The sequence below is a fragment of the Janthinobacterium sp. GW460-12-1-14-LB5 genome (genome assembly GCF_059423585.1).
Window position 1 is genome coordinate 1 of record NZ_JBWKYD010000022.1, and the last position, 16,475, is coordinate 16,475.

Below are 16,475 nucleotides of genomic sequence, written 5' to 3' on the forward strand. Positions count from 1 at the left end.
TTTCAATTCACAAGAGCGCAAGGAATTCAATCATGTCCACTACATGCAAATGTAGAGCCATCATCTATTAAATCCATGTCCTTTGTTATGTTAATGTGTTGATCGTGCTTGATTGTTGAGGCCAACAATCATTGAGCAACCTGCTTCATTTAATCCGCTCATCGGGTATCTCCATCCCCCGTTTCTTCACATATTCGAGAAACAACCTTGCCCCCTTGGCCATCCTCGACGTGCCATACACGGCATGGATGCTCGGGTCCAGTTCCTTTGACGAGGTCAACCGGTAGGCCGTGCAGACGCGGCGCAGAGTGCCGGCGGCCACGGCCGGTTCCGCCAGCCAGCTGGCCAGGCGCACGATGCCGGCGCCTTCCAGGGCGGCCTGGAAGGTGGCGATGCCGGAAGTAAAGCGGAAGCGCGGCTGCACCTGGTAGCGCACGTTGCGTGTAGCCGAGACGAAATGCCAGTCGCGCAGGATGCGGGGCGCCGAGTGCATGATGATGTCGTGGCCGGCCAGCTCTTCCGGTTCGTCGGGCGCGCCCATGCGTTCTATATAGTCGGGCGAGGCGTACATGTAGCGGCGGTAGTTCCACAGGGGATAGCCGATCAGCTCGCTGGACTGGGGGAAGGCGCCGCGGATGGCAAAATCCAGCTTTTCCTGGATAGGGTCGATGGATTTGTCCGAGAAATGGATGTCCACGGAGACGTTCGGGTAGTCGCGCGAAAATTGCGCCACCACTTTCGGCAAGAAACCCAGCGACAGGATTTCCGGCGCCGAGATGCGTACCCAGCCTTGCGGCGAGTTGCTCAATTCCGCTAATTGGTCTTCCGCCTCGGCCTGCGTTTCCAGCAAGTGTTTGGCCGATGCGTAATACGTTTCGCCGGCCGTCGTCAGGGTGAACTGCTTTTGCGTGCGCAGGATCAGCTCGGCGCCGATGGCGTCTTCGAGGAACTGGATGGCGCGCGTGACGGCCGACGGTGAGCGTCCCAGCATGCGCGCCGCGTGGATGAAGCTGCGTTTTTCCACCACGGTGCAAAAGGCGCGGATCTCCCACATCAGTTTCATTGACATCGCGTGACTCCCGGCAAAAGAAGCCAGTAGACCGCACGGGGCGCATTCCGTCAAGCGTTACGCCTGATTGCGTTTTCCGCAATTTGAAGTTGCATCCGGAAAAATCCACGGCGCCTATACTGCCGCTGTCGCCAATTCCAGATTGCCTATCATGCTGACCATCTCGCTGCTGTGTTTATTTGCCTTCTTTGCCGGCCTGATCGATGCCGCCGTGGGCGGAGGAGGGCTGATACAGTTGCCGGCCCTGTTCAACCTGATGCCGAACATGGCGTCCACGTCCTTGCTGGGCACGAATAAACTGGCGTCCGCCTGCGGCACCACGTTTGCCGCCCGCTCGTTTGTCGGCAAGGTGCATATTCCCTGGCTGCTGGTGCTGCCCGCCGTGGCCAGCGCCTTCGTCATGTCCTTCATCGGCGCGGCCGCCGTGTCCTACGTGCCGCAACAGGTGGTGCGGCCCATGGTGCTGGTATTGATCATCATCATGGCGATTTACACCTTCATGAAGAAGGATTTCGGCACGACGCGCGAAGCGCGCCCCATCGGCCCGCGCGAACGCGTCCTGGCCATCGTCATCGGCGGCGCCATCGGCTTTTATGACGGCCTGTTCGGGCCGGGTACGGGCAGCTTTTTGATTTTCCTGTTCATCCGCGTCTTCGGCTTCGATTTCATCCTCGCTTCGGCCTGCTCGAAACTGGTGAATATCGCCACCAACGTGGCCGCGCTGGCCTTTTTCATTCCCGCCGGCCACGTGGTCTACGCCGTGGCGGCACCTATGGCCGTGTGCAACATCCTGGGCGCGCTGACGGGCACGTGGATCGCCGTGCGCCGCGGCGCCGCCTTCGTGCGCATCCTCTTCCTCGTGCTGCTGGCGCTGCTGATCGTGAAATTGTCCTACGACATCTTCTTCAAGTAAGTTTTTGAACGACAACAAGCCATGAAAACCATCCAGGGCGTGCTGTGGGACAACGATGGCGTGCTGGTCAACACCGAGCAGCTGTTTTACGAAAGCAACCGCGACTTGCTCTTGCCCTACGGTATAGACTTGACGCCAAAGCAATTCTTTGACTGGTTCCTGGACAATAACTACGGCGCCTGGCATCTGTTGCTGGGGCAGGGCCACGATATCGAACTGGTCGAACGCCTGCGGGCCGAGCGCACCGTGCTGTTTGCGCAACGCCTGCGCCAGGCGCGCCGGCTGGCCATGCCCGGCATCGGGCAAGTGCTGGCGGCGCTGCGCCCGCACGTGGCCATGGGCGTGGTCACCAGTGCCTACGAACAGCATTTCCGGATCAGCCATGCGGCCACGGGCTTGTTGCAGCACTTCGACTTCGTGCTGACGCGCGAAATGTATGGCGAGAGCAAGCCGGCGCCCGACGGCTACCAGCTGGGCCTGCAGCGCCTGGGCCTGGCCGCGGCCGACTGCGTGGCCGTGGAAGACTCGCCGCGCGGCTTGCGTGCCGCCAGGGCCGCCGGGCTGGAATGCATCGTCGTGCGCAATCCCATGAACCGTCACCATGCGTTCGACGACGCTTTTTGCGTGGTGGATTCAAACGCCGAGCTGGGCGAGGTGCTGGCCTCGTTCGTGCCCGGCATGGCGGCGGCGCGGGGACAATTAGAGGCCTTCCTCTGATACGGCTTGCCGGTGTGCCATTACAATTGTTTATCGCATTCACCGGCACCGTCCCACGATGACCCTCCCGCAACTGCACTTTGCCCACGCCAACAGCTATCCTGCCGGCACCTACCGCAAGCTGTTCGGCTTGCTGGGCCAGCACTACCATGTGCAGGCGCTCGACATGCATGCGCACGACCCGGATTACCCCGTCAGCACGGGCTGGCCGGAGCTGGTGCGCGAGTACATCGACGACCTGGAGCGCCGCTACAGCGCGCCCGTGATCCTCGTCGGCCATTCGCTGGGCGGCATGCTCAGCGTGATGGTGGCCAAGCAGCGGCCGGATCTCGTGCGCTGCGTGGTCTTGCTCGATTCGCCCGTGGTGGCGGGCTGGCGCGCCTTGCTGGTGCGCCTGGCGCGCAACACGGCGCTGGGCGAGCGTTACTCTCCCGCCCGTTTTTCCGCCCGGCGGCGCAAGCTGTGGCCCGACGCGCAGGCGGCCTATGAACATTTCGCGGCCAAGGACATGTTCGCCATCTGGGCGCCGCAAGTCTTGCGCGATTATATAGACAGCGGTCTGGTCCCCCATCCGGACGGGGTGCAGCTGCGCTTTACGCGCGAAGTGGAAACCGATGTCTACCGCAGCTTGCCGCACCATATCGGCGGCCTCGTCAAGGATGGTTTTCCCGTGCCCATCGGTTTTATCGGCGGCACGGAGTCGGTGGAATGCCGGCAAGCGGGCTTGACGGCCACGCGCAAGCTGGTCGGCAAGTTCTTCCGCCAGGTGCCGGGCGGGCATCTGTTTCCCATGGAAAACCCGGAACTGACGGCGCAAGTGGTGCGCGAGATGATCACGGCATTGCTGGCGAAACAATAGCCTGACGCCAAGGATTTTCAGGGGATGGGGGCCAACAACGGCGGATTTTCGCGTAAAATCCTGCCATTCGGGCCGCGCCTGCACCTGGCGCGCCGCCCCAGCCATTCGATATTCTAGAAAGATACCCCTGCGATGACGATTAAAAGCGATAAATGGATACGCCGCATGGCGGAAACAACGGGCATGATCGAGCCGTTCGAACCGGGCCAGGTCAAGGAACGCGACGGTAACCGCATCGTTTCCTACGGCACTTCCAGCTATGGCTATGACATCCGCTGCGCCGACGAGTTCAAGTTGTTTACCAACATCAACACCACCATCGTCGACCCCAAGGATTTTGACGCGAATAACTTCGTCGATGTGTCGGGCAAGGGCTATTGCATCATCCCGCCGAATTCGTTCGCGCTGGCCCGCACGGTCGAGTATTTCCGCATTCCCCGCAACGTGCTGACGATTTGCCTGGGCAAGAGCACCTATGCCCGTTGCGGCATCATCGTCAACGTCACCCCGTTCGAACCGGAATGGGAAGGCTATGTGACCCTGGAGTTTTCCAACACGACACCGTTGCCGGCGAAAATCTACGCCAACGAAGGCGTGGCGCAAGTGCTGTTCTTCGAGTCCGATGAAGTGTGCGAAACGTCGTACAAGGACCGCGGCGGCAAATACCAGGGCCAGGTGGGCGTGACCCTGCCAAAAACCTGAAGACGTTGAACGGGCAGGGCGCCGGCCCTGTTCTAAATCTGTTTCAGCAGCCACGCCTTCAGCGCGGTTGACGGCTGGTACAGGGGAACATGGCCGCGCAGCAAGATTTGCGCGCTGCGCCGGTAGGCCGCGCCGTCGATGGCGATGGCGTCTCCCGTCTGGCGCGCCACGATGGTGGTGGCCAGGATGCCGGCCGGGTTTTCTATGCCCAGTGCAATTTCCTCATTTACTTGCCCGGCAGGCGGCACGCCGCGCGCCAGCGCATGCGCCACCGTGCCCGGTATCAGGCAAGCGGCCGCCAGGCAGCAGCCGCCCGAAACGGCCAGCGAAGCGTGGCCCGCTTGCGGCGTAAAGTAACGTACCGCAATATTTCCCTCTCCCACGGCAGGCCCCACGATGCAGAACTTGGGGATGGTTTCGCTGCGTTCCAGTTCTTCCAGGGTCATCAACCCGCCATCGCGCTTGCGCAAGCCCATCAGCAGGCCTGCCGCGCTCCACACCTGGCGGATGGCGGCCATGAAAGCCGTGTCCGCTTCCAGTTCCGCGATGGACTCGCGCGCCGTCTTGCCGAACTGGCTCGCTGGCGCGATGACCATGGGCACGGCCACGTCCACGCACGAGACGGCATAACCGTGCACCACATCCTGCGCATTGCCTGTTGGTAATAATTTGCCCGTCTTGGCGCCTGCCGGCTGCTGCAGGAACAGGTCGACGCGGGGGAAACTGCCGGGCACGCCGGGAATTTCAGTGCCGGTAAAGCTGCCGTCGCGTTCGCGCGCCATGCGCGAGGTGGTGATGACGCCCGTATTCGTGTTGCGGATATCGATGTCGTGCGCGCCGATGGCCAGCGCCTCGATCACGCCGCTGTCCAGTCCCCACAGTTGCAGGGCGGACGACATATTGCCGCAGTTCACGCTCCAGTCGATATCGCCATGCTCGCCGGCCAGCTGCGCCAGGGTGCTGACCAGGCGCGGCTGGCCCGCGTGCTGCTCCACCTCGGCGAGGAAGACTTTATTGCTGGTGGGCGCGCCCCGTCCCAGGCCCGTGATCTGCCGGTTGCCCGGCTGCCGGCCGGACTGGGGCACGCCCAGCAGGTGGCGCAGCAACTCGTTGCGCAGCGCCGGGTCCGCAGGCATGGAGGACGCATGCAAGACCAGGCCCGTCGACGTGCCGCCACGCATGTGGTGGACGGGAAACTCGATCACGCCGCAGCGCTGGCGGGGCACGAGGTCGGGCAGGGCGGGCAGCAGGGGCGTCATCATCATTGATCGTGGTCAAGGCAGGAAGCGCCAGTGTGCCAGTTTTTCTTGCTGGCGTGCAAGCGGATGGCGTGTGCGGCGTCTTTACCCGCCTTTACACTTGCCGCCCTGTATTGAGTACCTTGCGCGCCGATAATAAGGTATTGAATGATCAGGGAGGCAATATGGTAGCGGCAATCGGTTCAGGCAGCGCGGTCAGTGCGGTCAGTGGCAGCAGTTCGGGCAGCAGTGCGCAGATCGCGGCGCTGCAAAAGCAGATCACGGCGGCGCAAAAGCAGTTGACGGAATCGCAGAAGGGCGAGCAGACGGAGGCGTCGCAAAAGCTGCAGCAGCAGCTGGCGCAGCAAATCCAGGCCTTGCAGGCGCAAATTGCTCAGTTGCAAGCGGTGGCCGCGCAGCAGGCGGCGCAACAGGATGCGCAGCCGGCCAGCAGTGCCGAGACGGCGGCCAGCCCGGCCAAATCGACTTCGTCCACCCTGGGCAGCATCATCGATACGCAAGCGTAACAGCATTCTCCGCGCGTAAAAGACGCCAGGCTCGCCGACAGGTCAGCCTGGCGTTTTGACGGGCAGCAACATTTCCACGCACAGCCCGCCGCCGCTGCGCAGGCTGGCGCCGATGCGGCCGCCATGGGCGCCGATGACGTGCCGGGCGATGGCCAGGCCCAGGCCGTGGCCATCCGTGCTGTGCTGGGTATTGCTGGCGCGGAAGAATGGTTCAAAAATGCGGACCAGGTCGGCTGGGGCCACGCCGGGGCCCCGGTCCAGCACGGCGATGCGCAGCAGATCCTGCTTGCCATCAGGCAGGCGCGACAGTTTCACTTCCACCGTGCCGCCATCGGGGCTGTGCTTGACGGCATTGCGCACCACGTTTTCCACGGCGCGCGCCAGCAGTTCCGGCTGGCCCGTGACGCTGGCGTCGGCCATGGCCGCGTCACCCGCCAGGGCGATATCCACTTGGCGCGCCTTCGCTTCGTAGCGGGCATCTTCCACGATGTCGTGCAACAGGTCGGCGATGCCGACGTCTTCGCTGAGCGGGGAGCCGGCCCCCGCTTGCCCGGCTCCCGCTTGCCCGGCGCCCGCTTCCAGCCGCGACAGGGTCAGCAGCTCGCCGATCAGTTTATCCATGCGTTCGCTTTCGCGCTCGATGCGCTGCATCGACGCGTCCATCTTGTCCGGCTGCTGGTGCGCCAGGCCGATGGCGGCTTGCAGGCGGGCCAGCGGCGAGCGCAGTTCGTGCGAGACATCATGCAGCAAACGCGTCTGGCTATCCATGAGATGGCGCAAACGTCCCGTCATGCGGTCGAAATCGCGGCCCAGGTCCGTCAATTCGTCGCCGCGCTTGCCGCTGGCGTGAAAACGGGGCGCCAGGTTGCCGTGCGAGGCGGCCTCGAACGCTTGCCGCAGCTCGCGGATGGGGCGCGCAAAATACCAGGCCAGCAAGAAGGAAAACAGCAGGCTGGCGGCGATGGCGGCGGCCAGGGGAATGAAGGTGCGGTAGGGGCTGTCCATGCGCGGGCCGGGCGGCATGCCGCGGCCGAATTCGCCGCGTGGCGGCGGGGCGCCCGCTTCATTGGGACGTGGTCCGGCTCCCATGGCGCGCGGGCCGCTCATGGCGACGGCATTGAGGGTGTCGCGCGCGGCGCCCGCCTCGGCATTGCGGAAGCGTTCGGACGAGGGCAGGAACAGCAGGTAGCGCTGGCCGTCGCTGCCGGTGACCGTGCGCACGACGGGATGGGGCGGGTTTTGCGCCAGCATGGCGCGCGCCTTGGCCAGCATGGCGGGATGCACCGCGCGGCCCATCAGTTCTTGCCCTTTGGCATCGACGGCAAACACGCGCATGCGTTCCATCTTGCCGAGAAATTGCCGCAAGGCCTGGCTGCCGCCCGCTTCCAGGGTGGCGCTGGCCGCTTCGATGGCCATCTGCGCGGGCGGGCTGGTATCGATGTCGAGCGCCCGCTCCTGCTGCGCGGCCCGGTTTTTCAGCCAGAAGGTGCCGCCGATGCCGATGGTGGCCGTCACTTGCGCCAGCATGATGCACAGAAAAAACTTCCAGAACAGGCGTCCCACGCTTACTCCTTGATCAGCTGGTAGCCGAGGCGGTACACGGTCTGCAGGCAGGAGCGGCCGTCGGCCAGACTGCCCAGCTTGCGGCGCAGGCTGCTCAAGTGCACGTCGATATTGCGGTCGAAGCGGGCCATGGGCCGGCCCAGGCCCAGTTCCGACAGTTGATTCTTGCTCACAGGCTTGCCCGCGTGGCGCACCAGCACTTCCAGCAGGTTGAATTCCGTGCTCGTCAGCTCCAGGTGCGCGCCGGCCCAGGCGGCACGGCGCTGTTCCGGCCACATCGTCAATTGCCCCACGGTCAGCGGCGCCAGGCCCGACGTATCGTGCGGCGCCGCTTGTGAACGGCGCAGGATGGCGCGGATGCGCGCCGTCAGCTCGCGCGGCGTGCACGGTTTCGTCACGTAATCGTCAGCGCCCAGCTCCAGGCCCACGATGCGGTCCGTATCGTCGCCGCGCGCCGTCAGCATCAGAATGGGCAGGTTGCTGCCGGCACGGATGCGGCGCAGGGTTTCCAGGCCGTTCATGCGCGGCATCATGACGTCGAGGACGGCGATGGCATACAGGCCCGTCAGCGCTTCGGCCGCGCCGCTTTCGCCGTCATGCACGGCGCGGGCGTCAAAACCTTCCTGCGTCAGGTATTCCTGGAACATGCCGACCAGTTCCACGTCGTCATCGATTAACAAAACCTTGCTCATGCCTGTGCTTTTTCGGGTGAATATCGCCCGATGATAGCAGTCAACAGGGGCTGTTCAGGACGCTTTTACCCGCTTTTACATCGGGAAGGCCACATGCCTGCTTACAGTCCTTTACACGCTTTTACGCGGCCCTAACGTTGCTTTACACGCCAGACGCCGACAATCAGGACTGATCGCCACGAAAGGAAAGCCGATGAAACACCTGAGTATTGTCCTGTCCCTGTTGCTGCTGTCCGCCTGCAGCATGCCGCTGGTCGCCCTGGCCCAGCAGGAATTCGCACCGGATGGTCCGCCGCCGCGCGCCATGCCGGGGCCGCCGCCCGGCTTCGGCCACGGCGCTGGCGGTGCGCCAGGCTTGCCGCCGTTTCTGCACGGCATCGAGTTGAGCGAAGCGCAGCAAGACAAGATTTTCGCCGCCACCTACGCCCAGGCGCCCTTGCTGCGGGAACAGGAAAAGATCGCCTTCCAGGCCCATGAACAGCTGCGCGCGCTGGCCGCCTCCAGCGCCTACGACGATGCGAAGGCCAGCGCGCTGGCCAGCACGGCGGCGCAAGCCATGGCGACGATCAGCTTGCAGCAGGCGCGGCTGGAGCAGCAATTGCTGGCCGTGCTGACGCCGGAACAGCGCAAGCAGGCGCAACAGTGGCAAGACAGCCGCCCCGGCCCACGCCGCCCCCAATAACCGACAGGAGATTAAGCATGAGCATCAGTGCCTTGAGTTCGACCAGCGCCACCAGTCAGCTGAGCGCGTTCAGCCGCCTGGACGGCAGCGGCAGTTTCAGCAGTACCAGCAGCCTGGGCGCGGCGAGTGCGGGCGGCAGCCTGTCCTCCAGCGGTAACCTGGTCAATACAACGGCTTGAAGCATGGAACGCAAGCTCGCCATTGCCGCCAGGAAAGTGCTCTCGCAACGGGCCACGCAAGCCCTGTTCCTGTGCGCCAGCCTGAGCCCCGCCTTGGCGGGCTTGCCCCACTTGATGGAGTATGTATGGAACTACATGGTCACGGTCTGGCATCCGACCTCGAAATGATGCGGCGACAGGCGGCCGAGCGGCGGCAAGTGCTGCGCTGGCTGCTGGCCGGCGCCGCCACCTTGCCCCTGGCCAGCTGCGGCGGCGGCACGGACGCCAGCGGTATCGCCGCAAGCAGCGGCTCTGCCGCTGCGGGTACGGCTACGACACCCGTCACGGGCGCCTGTTCCGTGATTCCCGAGGAAACGGGCGGGCCGTATCCGGCCGATGGCACGAACACGCATGGCGGCAGCATCATCAACGTGCTGAACCAGTCGGGCGTCGTGCGCAGCGATATCCGCGCCAGTTTTAACGGCGCCACGGGTGTGGCGGCGGGTGTGCCGCTGACCATCCATTTGCAGTTGCTCAACGCCAGCGGCAGCTGCGCCAGCCTGGCCGCTTATGCCGTGTATCTATGGCATTGCGACCGCGACGGTCTGTATTCGCTGTATTCGAGCGGCGTGACGGCGCAAAATTACCTGCGCGGCGTGCAGGAAACGGACAGCGCCGGCAACCTCAGCTTCACGACCATCTTTCCCGGCTGCTACGCCGGGCGCATGCCGCACGTGCATTTCGAGGTCTATCCCAGCCTGGCCAAGGCGGCTGCTGCCGCGAACCGCCTCAAGACCTCGCAGTTCACCTTCCCGATGGCAACGTTGAATGAGGCCTATACGGCCAGCGGCTACACGGCCAGCGTGCGCAACCTGGCGCAGATCAGCTATGCCAGCGACAACGTTTTCAGTGACGGCACCAGCCTGCAGATGGCTACGGTGACGGGCAATGCCACGCAGGGCTATGTCGCCACCCTGGTGATCGCCGTGAACGGTTAAGTTGCTGTCATGAAACCCAGGTCGCGCCGAGCGAAGTTGCCGATATTCGGGAACACGTCGGCCAGCTGGCTGTCGGCCACGCCGAACCACTTGGCCAGGGTGGCGCCGTACTGGTCGACGGAAGTGGTCGGCAGCAGGGCGCCGGAACCCACGTCCAGCGCATGGCCCAGGCCCGTGACGGGGAAGGCGCCGTAGATGTCGCCGCCCTTGACGGCGCCGCCCACGACAAAGTGGTGCGCGCCCCAGCCGTGATCCGTGCCGTCGCCGTTGCTGCTGAAGGTGCGGCCGAAGTCCGAGGCCGTAAACGTCGTCACCTGGCGCCGCACGTCGGCGCCCTGCAGGGCCGCCAGGGTCGCGTCGAAATACGCCAGCGCGTGCGCCAGGCGCGCCATCAGGTCGCCATGCAGCTCCTTTTGGCGGTCATGCGTGTCGAAGCTGCCCAGGGTCACATAAAACACTTGCCGCTTTGCCCCCAGCGCACTGCGCCCGCCGATGATGCGCGCCACCGTCTGCAATTGCACGGCCAGCTGGTTGACGCCGGACGCGCCCGTGTTCGGATTGACATAGGGCGGCGGATTGGGCACGCCGCCCGCGCCGGCCGCCAGCATGGCGCCGCTCAGCACGCCCTGGCTGGAAATGGCGCGCTGCACCGTCGCCACGTGCTCCTGCTCCATCAGGTCGTCGCCCGCCGTGCTGATGATGTCGCGCAAGGCGGTCTCGCCCTCGGTGGTGCCGAACAGGTAACCGCTGCCGATATTGCGGATCGGCACGGCACCCGCCTGGCCCACCTGGAACTGGCGCACCTGGCGCCCGCTGAGGAAGAGGGCGTTCGAGGCGGCCGAGATGGCCGTAAACGTCGCATTCGCGTTGCCGGCGCCCAGCAGGTCGCCCAGGCGCCCGCCCCAGCCGATGCTGGCGCCTTCCGGCAAGCCCGATTGCCAGGTCGATTGCTGGTCGTTATGCGAAAACAGCTTCGGCGGCAGCGCCACTGTGCCCGCCTTGTATTGCGCCAGCGTCACAGGCTGGATCAGGGTGCCCACGTTGGCAAGGATGGCGGCGCGGCCGCCGTCGAACAGGTCTTTCACGGGAGCAAGGGCGGGATGCAGGGCAAAGCCGCGGCCCGCCTGCGCCGTGGCGGGCACGATGGGCAGCACGCCGCCCGTTTCGCCGACCCCGGGCAGGTGGATGGAATCGTTGCCGCCCGTGTTGCGCAGGCGCACATATTCACTCCAGGACGGCGTATCGGTGGCCAGCACCGTGTTGAAGGTATCGTTGCCGCCGGCCATGAACAGGCAGACGAGGGCCTTGTAGTCGTCGGCGGACTGGGCCGCAGCCTGGCCCATGGCGGCCAGGTTCAGGGCGAAGGGCGCGGCCGTGCTGCCGGCCAGGCCCAGCATGGAACCGAGGAAGCGGCGGCGCGAGAAATGAGAGGGGGTAGTCATGCAGCTTCCTTATTTTTGAACCAGGTATTCAGGCGAGGCCATGGCCAGGAAAATGGCCAGGTGCACGCGGTAGGTTTTCGCCGTCGTCACTTGCGCGGCATTGCTGCCGCTGGCGGCGGGAATCGCGATGCTCGTGACGGCTGACAGGATTTTGGCGCGCAGCCGGGACGACATATTGCCGGACATCAACAGCAAGTTGACCCGATCCAGCAAGGCGGCCGGCTGGTCGGCCAGGGCCAGTTCGGCCGAGTAATCGGCCCGCACGGCGCGGTTTTCCGCCACGCCGCCGCTGATGGCATCCTGCATGAAGTTCAGGTAGCCGGTGACGGACGGCTCCGACGTGATCTGCATTTCCGGCGCCACCAGGCCCGCCGTGGCCAGCGCCGAATTGGGCGGCACGTACGAGGGGCGGAAGTAGTTGAAGACGGACGGCGCGTTCATGGGATTCTGGCCCAGTCCCGCCAGCGGATCGCTCAGGTAATAGATGCGGTACTGCAAGGAGGCATCCCTGGCGTGAAACGCGCGCATCCAGTTAGCCAGGCGCACCAGCGGTTCGCGCAATTTACCCGTGCGCAAGCTGCTGCCGGCAGGCGCCAGCGCTTCGGGATCGAGCAGCACGGCGCGGATCACGGCCTGCATGTCGCCGCGCACGCCCGCACCATTGTTGGCAAAGGCGGCCGCGACCCGGCCCACGTAGGCGGGGCCGGGATTGCTGGTCACTAAGCGCTGGATCAGCTGGCGGCCAAAGAAGGGGCCCGCGTTCGGATGGTTGAACAGGGTGTCGAGGGCCAGCGCCATGTCCGCTTCGCCGCCTGCCGCGCCCGCCGCGCTGACGCCCAGAAAGCGTTTTTCGCTGGCCGAGTGATACGCCGCATAGAGCTGCATCGGCTTCCAGTCGCGGTCCGGATCGGCCACGCTGCCAAAAAAACGGTTCGCGGCCTGGTCCGGCCCGGCCCAGCTCCAGCCCGTAAACACTTTCGCCAGTCCGCTCACATCGTCGCGCGTGTAGGTGTCGATGGGTTTGCCGCCGGACAATTTCAATGACCCATCCGCATTCAGCTGGTACAGGCCGATGGTAAACAGCTGCATCACCTCGCGCGCGAAATTCTCGTCGGGCGTGCGCGTGGCCGATTCCTTCTGGTTGCGCAGGTGCGACAGATACAGCCCCATCATCGGATGGGTGGCCACACCTTGCAGCAGGGTGCGGAAGTTGCCGAACGCATGTTGCCCCAGCATATCGTAGTAGCTGGCGACACCCCGCGTTTGCGGCCACACGGCCTCGTTTTGCGTGGAAACGACGAAGATTTCCGACAAGGCAAAGGCCACGCGCTGGCGCAACTGGTCGTCGCCGCGCACGGCCTGCTGCCAGAACGATTCATAGAAGTCGTTCGGCCTGGCCTGGGTCGCCGCCGCGCCCGCTGCGGGATATTTGGCGTCGATATATTTGCGGTGCAAGGTTTGCGGCTTGGAAAACTGCGCGCGGAACCAGGCGTCGCTATCGCTGGCGGCCAGCGCATCGATGGCCGCCATGTCCGGCCCGAACGTGGCGCGGCCCAGGAAACGCGACGCTTCCTGGCGCGAGAAGGTGGCCGTCTGATTCGCCGGCGGCGTGGTCAGGGGCGGCGGCGGAATGGTATCGCCTGGCGCGGTGCCGGGGGCGGTGGTCGCCGGCGGCACGGCCGATATGTCCGGATTCGGGGTGGAGCCGGTCTTGCTGTCGCCGCCACCGCCACAGGCGGAAAGCAGGCTGAGTAAGGTAACGGCCAGCAAGCGGCGCAAAGTAGGGTCAGTCATTTAGTTTCTTTCAGGCAATCAAATTCTGGCCCGCTAATTGTAGGGCTTGCCTACCAAAATCCTGTTTCCAATTAACTATTTACGTGTTGGCCACGTTTATTTTTGCTGTGTGTTGAGGTGGTTTTGGCGGTATTTTTGACGAGATAGGACGAAGTTTGTTTTTTGAAAATGGAAAATATTTTTTGCCGGCCGCGGTCACTGTGGCGGATAGGCCACGTAATCATTCCTGCCAATTAAGCTTGTTTGAAAGCTCATCTTGACAACGAAACCCGCTTCGCCGGCAACGGTGGTTTTTACGCTATCGGCGAAACGCCGTTCGCCGCTGGCGCCGTTCTTTCCCCTTGGCGTATGGCTGGCATGACCCTTGCGTAAGGGAGGCATGGGCCACTGGCCCGACTTCTCCGGAGCCTGTCATGACCAGCCGCCTGCTTGCCTATCGTCCCGAAATGGAATTACCCGACGCACCGGCCACGCCGCCCCTGCAGCAGGAAGATGAGCTGGCCCTGGCGGCGCACTTGCTGGAATTGCAGGGGCCGGCCCAGTTCGATGCTTTCCTGGCGCGCCAGCTGGGCGCCACGGCGGCGGGCCAGCAGGTGCGCGGCACGCCGCTGGAAGGGCCGCTGCGCCAGCTGCTGGGCAAGGTGGTGGCGCCCCTGCTGCCGCTGCACGGCGGTTCGCCGCAGGCGCTCAAGCGGCGCGCGGCAGGCATCTTCGGCATGGAACTGGAAGGATTGAGCCCGGAAGACAAGGAATTCGAACTGGCGCGCCAGGTCGTGCATCTGATCGATGCCGTCAATACGGCACTGGCGCAAGACGGCATGGACCGGCGCGCGCCCGGGGCGCGGGTGGAAACTGCCCTGCTGCAAGTGGCGCGCAGCGTGGCGCCAGGCTTGCTCAGGCAGGCGGCGCAAACGCCGGGACGGGACGCTGGCCGCTGGCGCCGCGAGGGCGGGCACATCGTCGTGCTCGATTGTTAGCCGGACGGCCAGTTCGTCCGGCACTGTAGTGTCAACCGAGGTGCTAACTTTGAGGAGCTCATCATGCATGACTTAGATCGTACGACCCTGGAATACGGGCAGGAGATGTCCGGCTTTGAAGCGGAGCAGTTCGAGTTCGGCCAGGGCGAGTGGAGCGGCGAGGGCGGCTCAAACGCGATGTTTTCCGAAGCCGAGGAGATGGAACTTGCCAATGAACTGCTGTCGGTCAGCAATGAAGCCGAACTGGAACAGTTTCTTGGCAATTTCCTGCGCAAGGCCGCCTCCGTCGCGGGCGGCATCATCAAGTCGCCCGTGGGACAAGCCATCGGTGGCGTACTCAAGGGCGTGGCGAAGAAGGCGATTCCCCTGGCCGGCGGCGCCATCGGCGGCTATTTCGGCGGCCCGCTGGGGGCCAAGATCGGCAGCGGCCTCGCTTCGGCGGCCGGCAGCGCGCTGGGGCTGGAAGGAGAGGCGTCGTCGAATGAAGACCGCGAATTCGAGGGCGCCAAGCAGTTCGTGCGCCTGGCCGCCGATACCGTCAACCGCGCCGCGCAAGCGCGCGGCAATGGTGACCCGCGCGCCATCGCCCAGGCGGCGGCCAGCGCGGCGGCGCGCCAGTTCGCGCCCGGCTTGCTGGGCCGTCCCGGCGGCCAGGTCGCGGTGCAGAATGGCAGCGGCGCGGGCAGCCAGGCGCCGGGCGCCGCGCGCAGCCAGGCCGGCATGCGTCCGTCCAGCGGGCGCTGGGCGCGGCAAGGCCACAAAATCGTCCTGTACGGCGTCTGACATCATGGCCATCGGCGCTTACGCCGCCTGGATGCTGGCACAGGAGGCGCGCTCGCTGCTGACGCGGCTGGCGCGGCTGGAGCCGTTCGCGCTGATCGAGCCGACGGTGCTGGCAGCGGCCCTGATGCCCAGCGCCCAGTCGGCCATCGAAAGCCAGCTGGTGCAGGGCCGGCGCGAATTGCGGCGCATGGTGGCCCAGTTCCAGGCCTGGCTGCGGCGCGAAGCGGCCGATGGCGCCAGCATGGCCACCGCCGCCGAGGCGCAGCGCCGCTTCACCTTCCTGCGCCTGAAATTCAACGCCGCGCTGACCCAGTTCGACCTGTTCAACGAAGTCATCACGCAGCGCAGCGAGCACAAGACGGGCGTGTGGCTGGCCGGCCTCGACATCGTCGCCGCCGACGCGCTGGCGCTGCCCGGCAATGTGTACCAGGCGCCGCCCGTGATCTGCTACCTGGACCGGGGGCCGGGCGCCGCCATCCGCCGCGCGCGCACGCGCCTGCCGGGCGGCGGCGACAATCCCGTCGCCATCATCCGCCTGCCGCGCGAACGCATGATCGGCAGCAGCATCGCCTCGTCGCTGGTGCACGAGGTGGGCCACCAGGGCGCGGCCCTGCTGGACCTGGTGGCGTCCCTGCGGCCCATGCTGCAAGCCATGCAGCATGGCGGCAGCGGCCTGGTGCACGTGTGGCAGCTGTGGGAGCGGTGGATTTCCGAGATCGTGGCCGATTTCTGGTCGCTGGCGCGGGTGGGCGTGGCTGCCACCCTGGGCCTGATCGGTGTGGTCAGCCTGCCGCGCGTGTTTGTCTTCCGTCTCAATATCGACGATCCCCATCCGGTGCCCTGGCTGCGGGTACGCCTGAGCTGCGCCATGGGACGGGCCTTGTATCCGCATCCGCAATGGAGCCGGCTGGAGCAGCTGTGGCTGTCGTACTACCCGCTGACCGGCTTGCCGCCGGCCCGCCAGCGCCTGCTGGAGCAGCTGCAGGCCAGCATGGCGGCCCTGGTCGGCTTGCTGGTGCAGCACCGCCCGCCGGCCTTGCGCGGCGGCTCGCTGGCCGAGGCGATGGCCGTGCACACGCGCCAACCGGCCATGCTGGCGCGGCTGTTTCGCAGCTGGAACCTGGCGCCGGGGCAGATGTACGCGGCCGCGCCCACCCTGGTGTTCGCCGTGCTGGGCCAGGCGCGCGCCAGCGGCACCTTGAACCCGGAAGACGAAAGCGAGCTGCTGGGACGCCTGCTGACCCACTGGGCCCTGCGCAGCACCCTGGACACGTCGGAGCTGTGCGCCGACATCGTGCGGCATGGCCGCCGGCCCGGCAGGGCGGTAGCGCCCCTGGCATCCCGTTTGATTATCCATTGAG

At 65.2% G+C, this 16,475-nt stretch carries 18 protein-coding genes; 12 read left to right on the forward strand and 6 right to left on the reverse strand.

Annotated elements, in window-relative coordinates; all coding sequences use genetic code 11:
- Positions 1–145 precede the first annotated feature (145 nt).
- Complete coding sequence (locus AC07X6_RS21345; protein WP_494792288.1) at positions 146–1,069, reverse strand: LysR family transcriptional regulator; 924 nt, start codon at positions 1,067–1,069, stop codon at positions 146–148.
- A 151-nt stretch (positions 1,070–1,220) separates the two neighbouring features.
- Between AC07X6_RS21345 and AC07X6_RS21350 the strand changes: the two genes are divergently transcribed.
- The 4 genes from AC07X6_RS21350 (at position 1,221) to dcd (ending at position 4,260) form a co-directional block, all read left to right on the forward strand.
- Positions 1,221–1,982: a sulfite exporter TauE/SafE family protein gene (locus AC07X6_RS21350; protein WP_230539529.1), complete on the forward strand. Its 762-nt coding sequence runs from the start codon at positions 1,221–1,223 to the stop codon at positions 1,980–1,982.
- A 21-nt stretch (positions 1,983–2,003) separates the two neighbouring features.
- Complete coding sequence (locus tag AC07X6_RS21355) at positions 2,004–2,699, forward strand: HAD family hydrolase (RefSeq protein ID WP_494792289.1); 696 nt, start codon at positions 2,004–2,006, stop codon at positions 2,697–2,699.
- 58 nt (positions 2,700–2,757) lie between these two features.
- Complete coding sequence (locus AC07X6_RS21360; RefSeq protein ID WP_494792290.1) at positions 2,758–3,558, forward strand: alpha/beta fold hydrolase; 801 nt, start codon at positions 2,758–2,760, stop codon at positions 3,556–3,558.
- A 132-nt stretch (positions 3,559–3,690) separates the two neighbouring features.
- Entirely contained in the window at positions 3,691–4,260 is a 570-nt protein-coding gene (gene dcd, locus AC07X6_RS21365) for a dCTP deaminase (RefSeq protein WP_034755486.1), read from the forward strand.
- Between the two features lie 32 nt (positions 4,261–4,292).
- Here the strand turns inward: dcd and AC07X6_RS21370 are convergent, their stop codons facing one another.
- Positions 4,293–5,525: a PrpF domain-containing protein gene (locus AC07X6_RS21370; protein ID WP_494792291.1), complete on the reverse strand. Its 1,233-nt coding sequence runs from the start codon at positions 5,523–5,525 to the stop codon at positions 4,293–4,295.
- Positions 5,526–5,683: 158 nt separating this feature from the next.
- Between AC07X6_RS21370 and AC07X6_RS21375 the strand changes: the two genes are divergently transcribed.
- Complete coding sequence (locus tag AC07X6_RS21375; RefSeq protein ID WP_494792292.1) at positions 5,684–6,025, forward strand: FlxA-like family protein; 342 nt, start codon at positions 5,684–5,686, stop codon at positions 6,023–6,025.
- Between the two features lie 42 nt (positions 6,026–6,067).
- Here AC07X6_RS21375 and AC07X6_RS21380 read toward each other — a convergent pair whose 3' ends face one another.
- Both AC07X6_RS21380 and AC07X6_RS21385 read right to left on the reverse strand, forming a co-directional pair.
- Positions 6,068–7,588: a sensor histidine kinase gene (locus tag AC07X6_RS21380; RefSeq protein ID WP_494792293.1), complete on the reverse strand. Its 1,521-nt coding sequence runs from the start codon at positions 7,586–7,588 to the stop codon at positions 6,068–6,070.
- A 2-nt stretch (positions 7,589–7,590) separates the two neighbouring features.
- The gene (locus AC07X6_RS21385; RefSeq protein ID WP_230539535.1) at positions 7,591–8,280 is read right to left on the reverse strand and encodes a response regulator transcription factor; all 690 of its coding nucleotides are present in this window, start codon (positions 8,278–8,280) and stop codon (positions 7,591–7,593) included.
- 193 nt (positions 8,281–8,473) lie between these two features.
- Here AC07X6_RS21385 and AC07X6_RS21390 point away from each other — a divergent pair, with 193 nt between their 5' ends.
- From AC07X6_RS21390 to AC07X6_RS21405, 4 genes are read left to right on the forward strand one after another with little or no spacing between them, the layout of a single operon-like run.
- Positions 8,474–8,962 carry a Spy/CpxP family protein refolding chaperone gene (locus AC07X6_RS21390; RefSeq protein WP_494792294.1) on the forward strand — a complete coding sequence of 163 codons (489 nt, stop codon included), beginning with the start codon at positions 8,474–8,476 and terminating at the stop codon, positions 8,960–8,962.
- A gap of 17 nt (positions 8,963–8,979) precedes the next feature.
- Positions 8,980–9,141 carry a hypothetical protein gene (locus AC07X6_RS21395; RefSeq protein ID WP_494792295.1) on the forward strand — a complete coding sequence of 54 codons (162 nt, stop codon included), beginning with the start codon at positions 8,980–8,982 and terminating at the stop codon, positions 9,139–9,141.
- 3 nt (positions 9,142–9,144) lie between these two features.
- The gene (locus AC07X6_RS21400; protein WP_230539538.1) at positions 9,145–9,309 is read left to right on the forward strand and encodes a hypothetical protein; all 165 of its coding nucleotides are present in this window, start codon (positions 9,145–9,147) and stop codon (positions 9,307–9,309) included.
- The gene (locus AC07X6_RS21405) at positions 9,267–10,118 is read left to right on the forward strand and encodes a dioxygenase family protein (RefSeq protein ID WP_494792296.1); all 852 of its coding nucleotides are present in this window, start codon (positions 9,267–9,269) and stop codon (positions 10,116–10,118) included. The genes AC07X6_RS21400 and AC07X6_RS21405 overlap by 43 nt, the downstream gene beginning before the upstream one ends.
- Here AC07X6_RS21405 and AC07X6_RS21410 read toward each other — a convergent pair.
- Entirely contained in the window at positions 10,115–11,560 is a 1,446-nt protein-coding gene (locus AC07X6_RS21410) for a DUF1501 domain-containing protein (RefSeq protein WP_494792297.1), read from the reverse strand. The two genes, AC07X6_RS21405 and AC07X6_RS21410, sit on opposite strands and share 4 nt — an antisense overlap.
- A 9-nt stretch (positions 11,561–11,569) precedes the next feature.
- Positions 11,570–13,354 carry a DUF1800 domain-containing protein gene (locus tag AC07X6_RS21415; RefSeq protein WP_494792298.1) on the reverse strand — a complete coding sequence of 595 codons (1,785 nt, stop codon included), beginning with the start codon at positions 13,352–13,354 and terminating at the stop codon, positions 11,570–11,572.
- A gap of 413 nt (positions 13,355–13,767) precedes the next feature.
- On the opposite strand from AC07X6_RS21415, the gene AC07X6_RS21420 reads away from it, so the two are divergent.
- From AC07X6_RS21420 to AC07X6_RS21430, 3 genes are all read left to right on the forward strand, one after another.
- The gene (locus AC07X6_RS21420) at positions 13,768–14,331 is read left to right on the forward strand and encodes a hypothetical protein (RefSeq protein WP_474291665.1); all 564 of its coding nucleotides are present in this window, start codon (positions 13,768–13,770) and stop codon (positions 14,329–14,331) included.
- Positions 14,332–14,394: 63 nt separating this feature from the next.
- Entirely contained in the window at positions 14,395–15,114 is a 720-nt protein-coding gene (locus tag AC07X6_RS21425) for a hypothetical protein (RefSeq protein WP_494792299.1), read from the forward strand.
- Positions 15,115–15,118: 4 nt separating this feature from the next.
- Entirely contained in the window at positions 15,119–16,474 is a 1,356-nt protein-coding gene (locus AC07X6_RS21430) for a hypothetical protein (protein ID WP_494792300.1), read from the forward strand.
- Position 16,475: the final 1 nt, after the last annotated feature.

Coding starts and splice junctions, on each gene's coding strand:
- AC07X6_RS21345 (WP_494792288.1), bottom strand. CDS start 1,069: ATGTCAATGAAACTGATGTGGGAGATCCGCGCCTTTTGCACCGTGGTG.
- AC07X6_RS21350 (WP_230539529.1), top strand. CDS start 1,221: ATGCTGACCATCTCGCTGCTGTGTTTATTTGCCTTCTTTGCCGGCCTG.
- AC07X6_RS21355 (WP_494792289.1), top strand. CDS start 2,004: ATGAAAACCATCCAGGGCGTGCTGTGGGACAACGATGGCGTGCTGGTC.
- AC07X6_RS21360 (WP_494792290.1), top strand. CDS start 2,758: ATGACCCTCCCGCAACTGCACTTTGCCCACGCCAACAGCTATCCTGCC.
- dcd (WP_034755486.1), top strand. CDS start 3,691: ATGACGATTAAAAGCGATAAATGGATACGCCGCATGGCGGAAACAACG.
- AC07X6_RS21370 (WP_494792291.1), bottom strand. CDS start 5,525: ATGATGATGACGCCCCTGCTGCCCGCCCTGCCCGACCTCGTGCCCCGC.
- AC07X6_RS21375 (WP_494792292.1), top strand. CDS start 5,684: ATGGTAGCGGCAATCGGTTCAGGCAGCGCGGTCAGTGCGGTCAGTGGC.
- AC07X6_RS21385 (WP_230539535.1), bottom strand. CDS start 8,280: ATGAGCAAGGTTTTGTTAATCGATGACGACGTGGAACTGGTCGGCATG.
- AC07X6_RS21390 (WP_494792294.1), top strand. CDS start 8,474: ATGAAACACCTGAGTATTGTCCTGTCCCTGTTGCTGCTGTCCGCCTGC.
- AC07X6_RS21395 (WP_494792295.1), top strand. CDS start 8,980: ATGAGCATCAGTGCCTTGAGTTCGACCAGCGCCACCAGTCAGCTGAGC.
- AC07X6_RS21400 (WP_230539538.1), top strand. CDS start 9,145: ATGGAACGCAAGCTCGCCATTGCCGCCAGGAAAGTGCTCTCGCAACGG.
- AC07X6_RS21405 (WP_494792296.1), top strand. CDS start 9,267: ATGGAACTACATGGTCACGGTCTGGCATCCGACCTCGAAATGATGCGG.
- AC07X6_RS21410 (WP_494792297.1), bottom strand. CDS start 11,560: ATGACTACCCCCTCTCATTTCTCGCGCCGCCGCTTCCTCGGTTCCATG.
- AC07X6_RS21415 (WP_494792298.1), bottom strand. CDS start 13,354: ATGACTGACCCTACTTTGCGCCGCTTGCTGGCCGTTACCTTACTCAGC.
- AC07X6_RS21420 (WP_474291665.1), top strand. CDS start 13,768: ATGACCAGCCGCCTGCTTGCCTATCGTCCCGAAATGGAATTACCCGAC.
- AC07X6_RS21425 (WP_494792299.1), top strand. CDS start 14,395: ATGCATGACTTAGATCGTACGACCCTGGAATACGGGCAGGAGATGTCC.
- AC07X6_RS21430 (WP_494792300.1), top strand. CDS start 15,119: ATGGCCATCGGCGCTTACGCCGCCTGGATGCTGGCACAGGAGGCGCGC.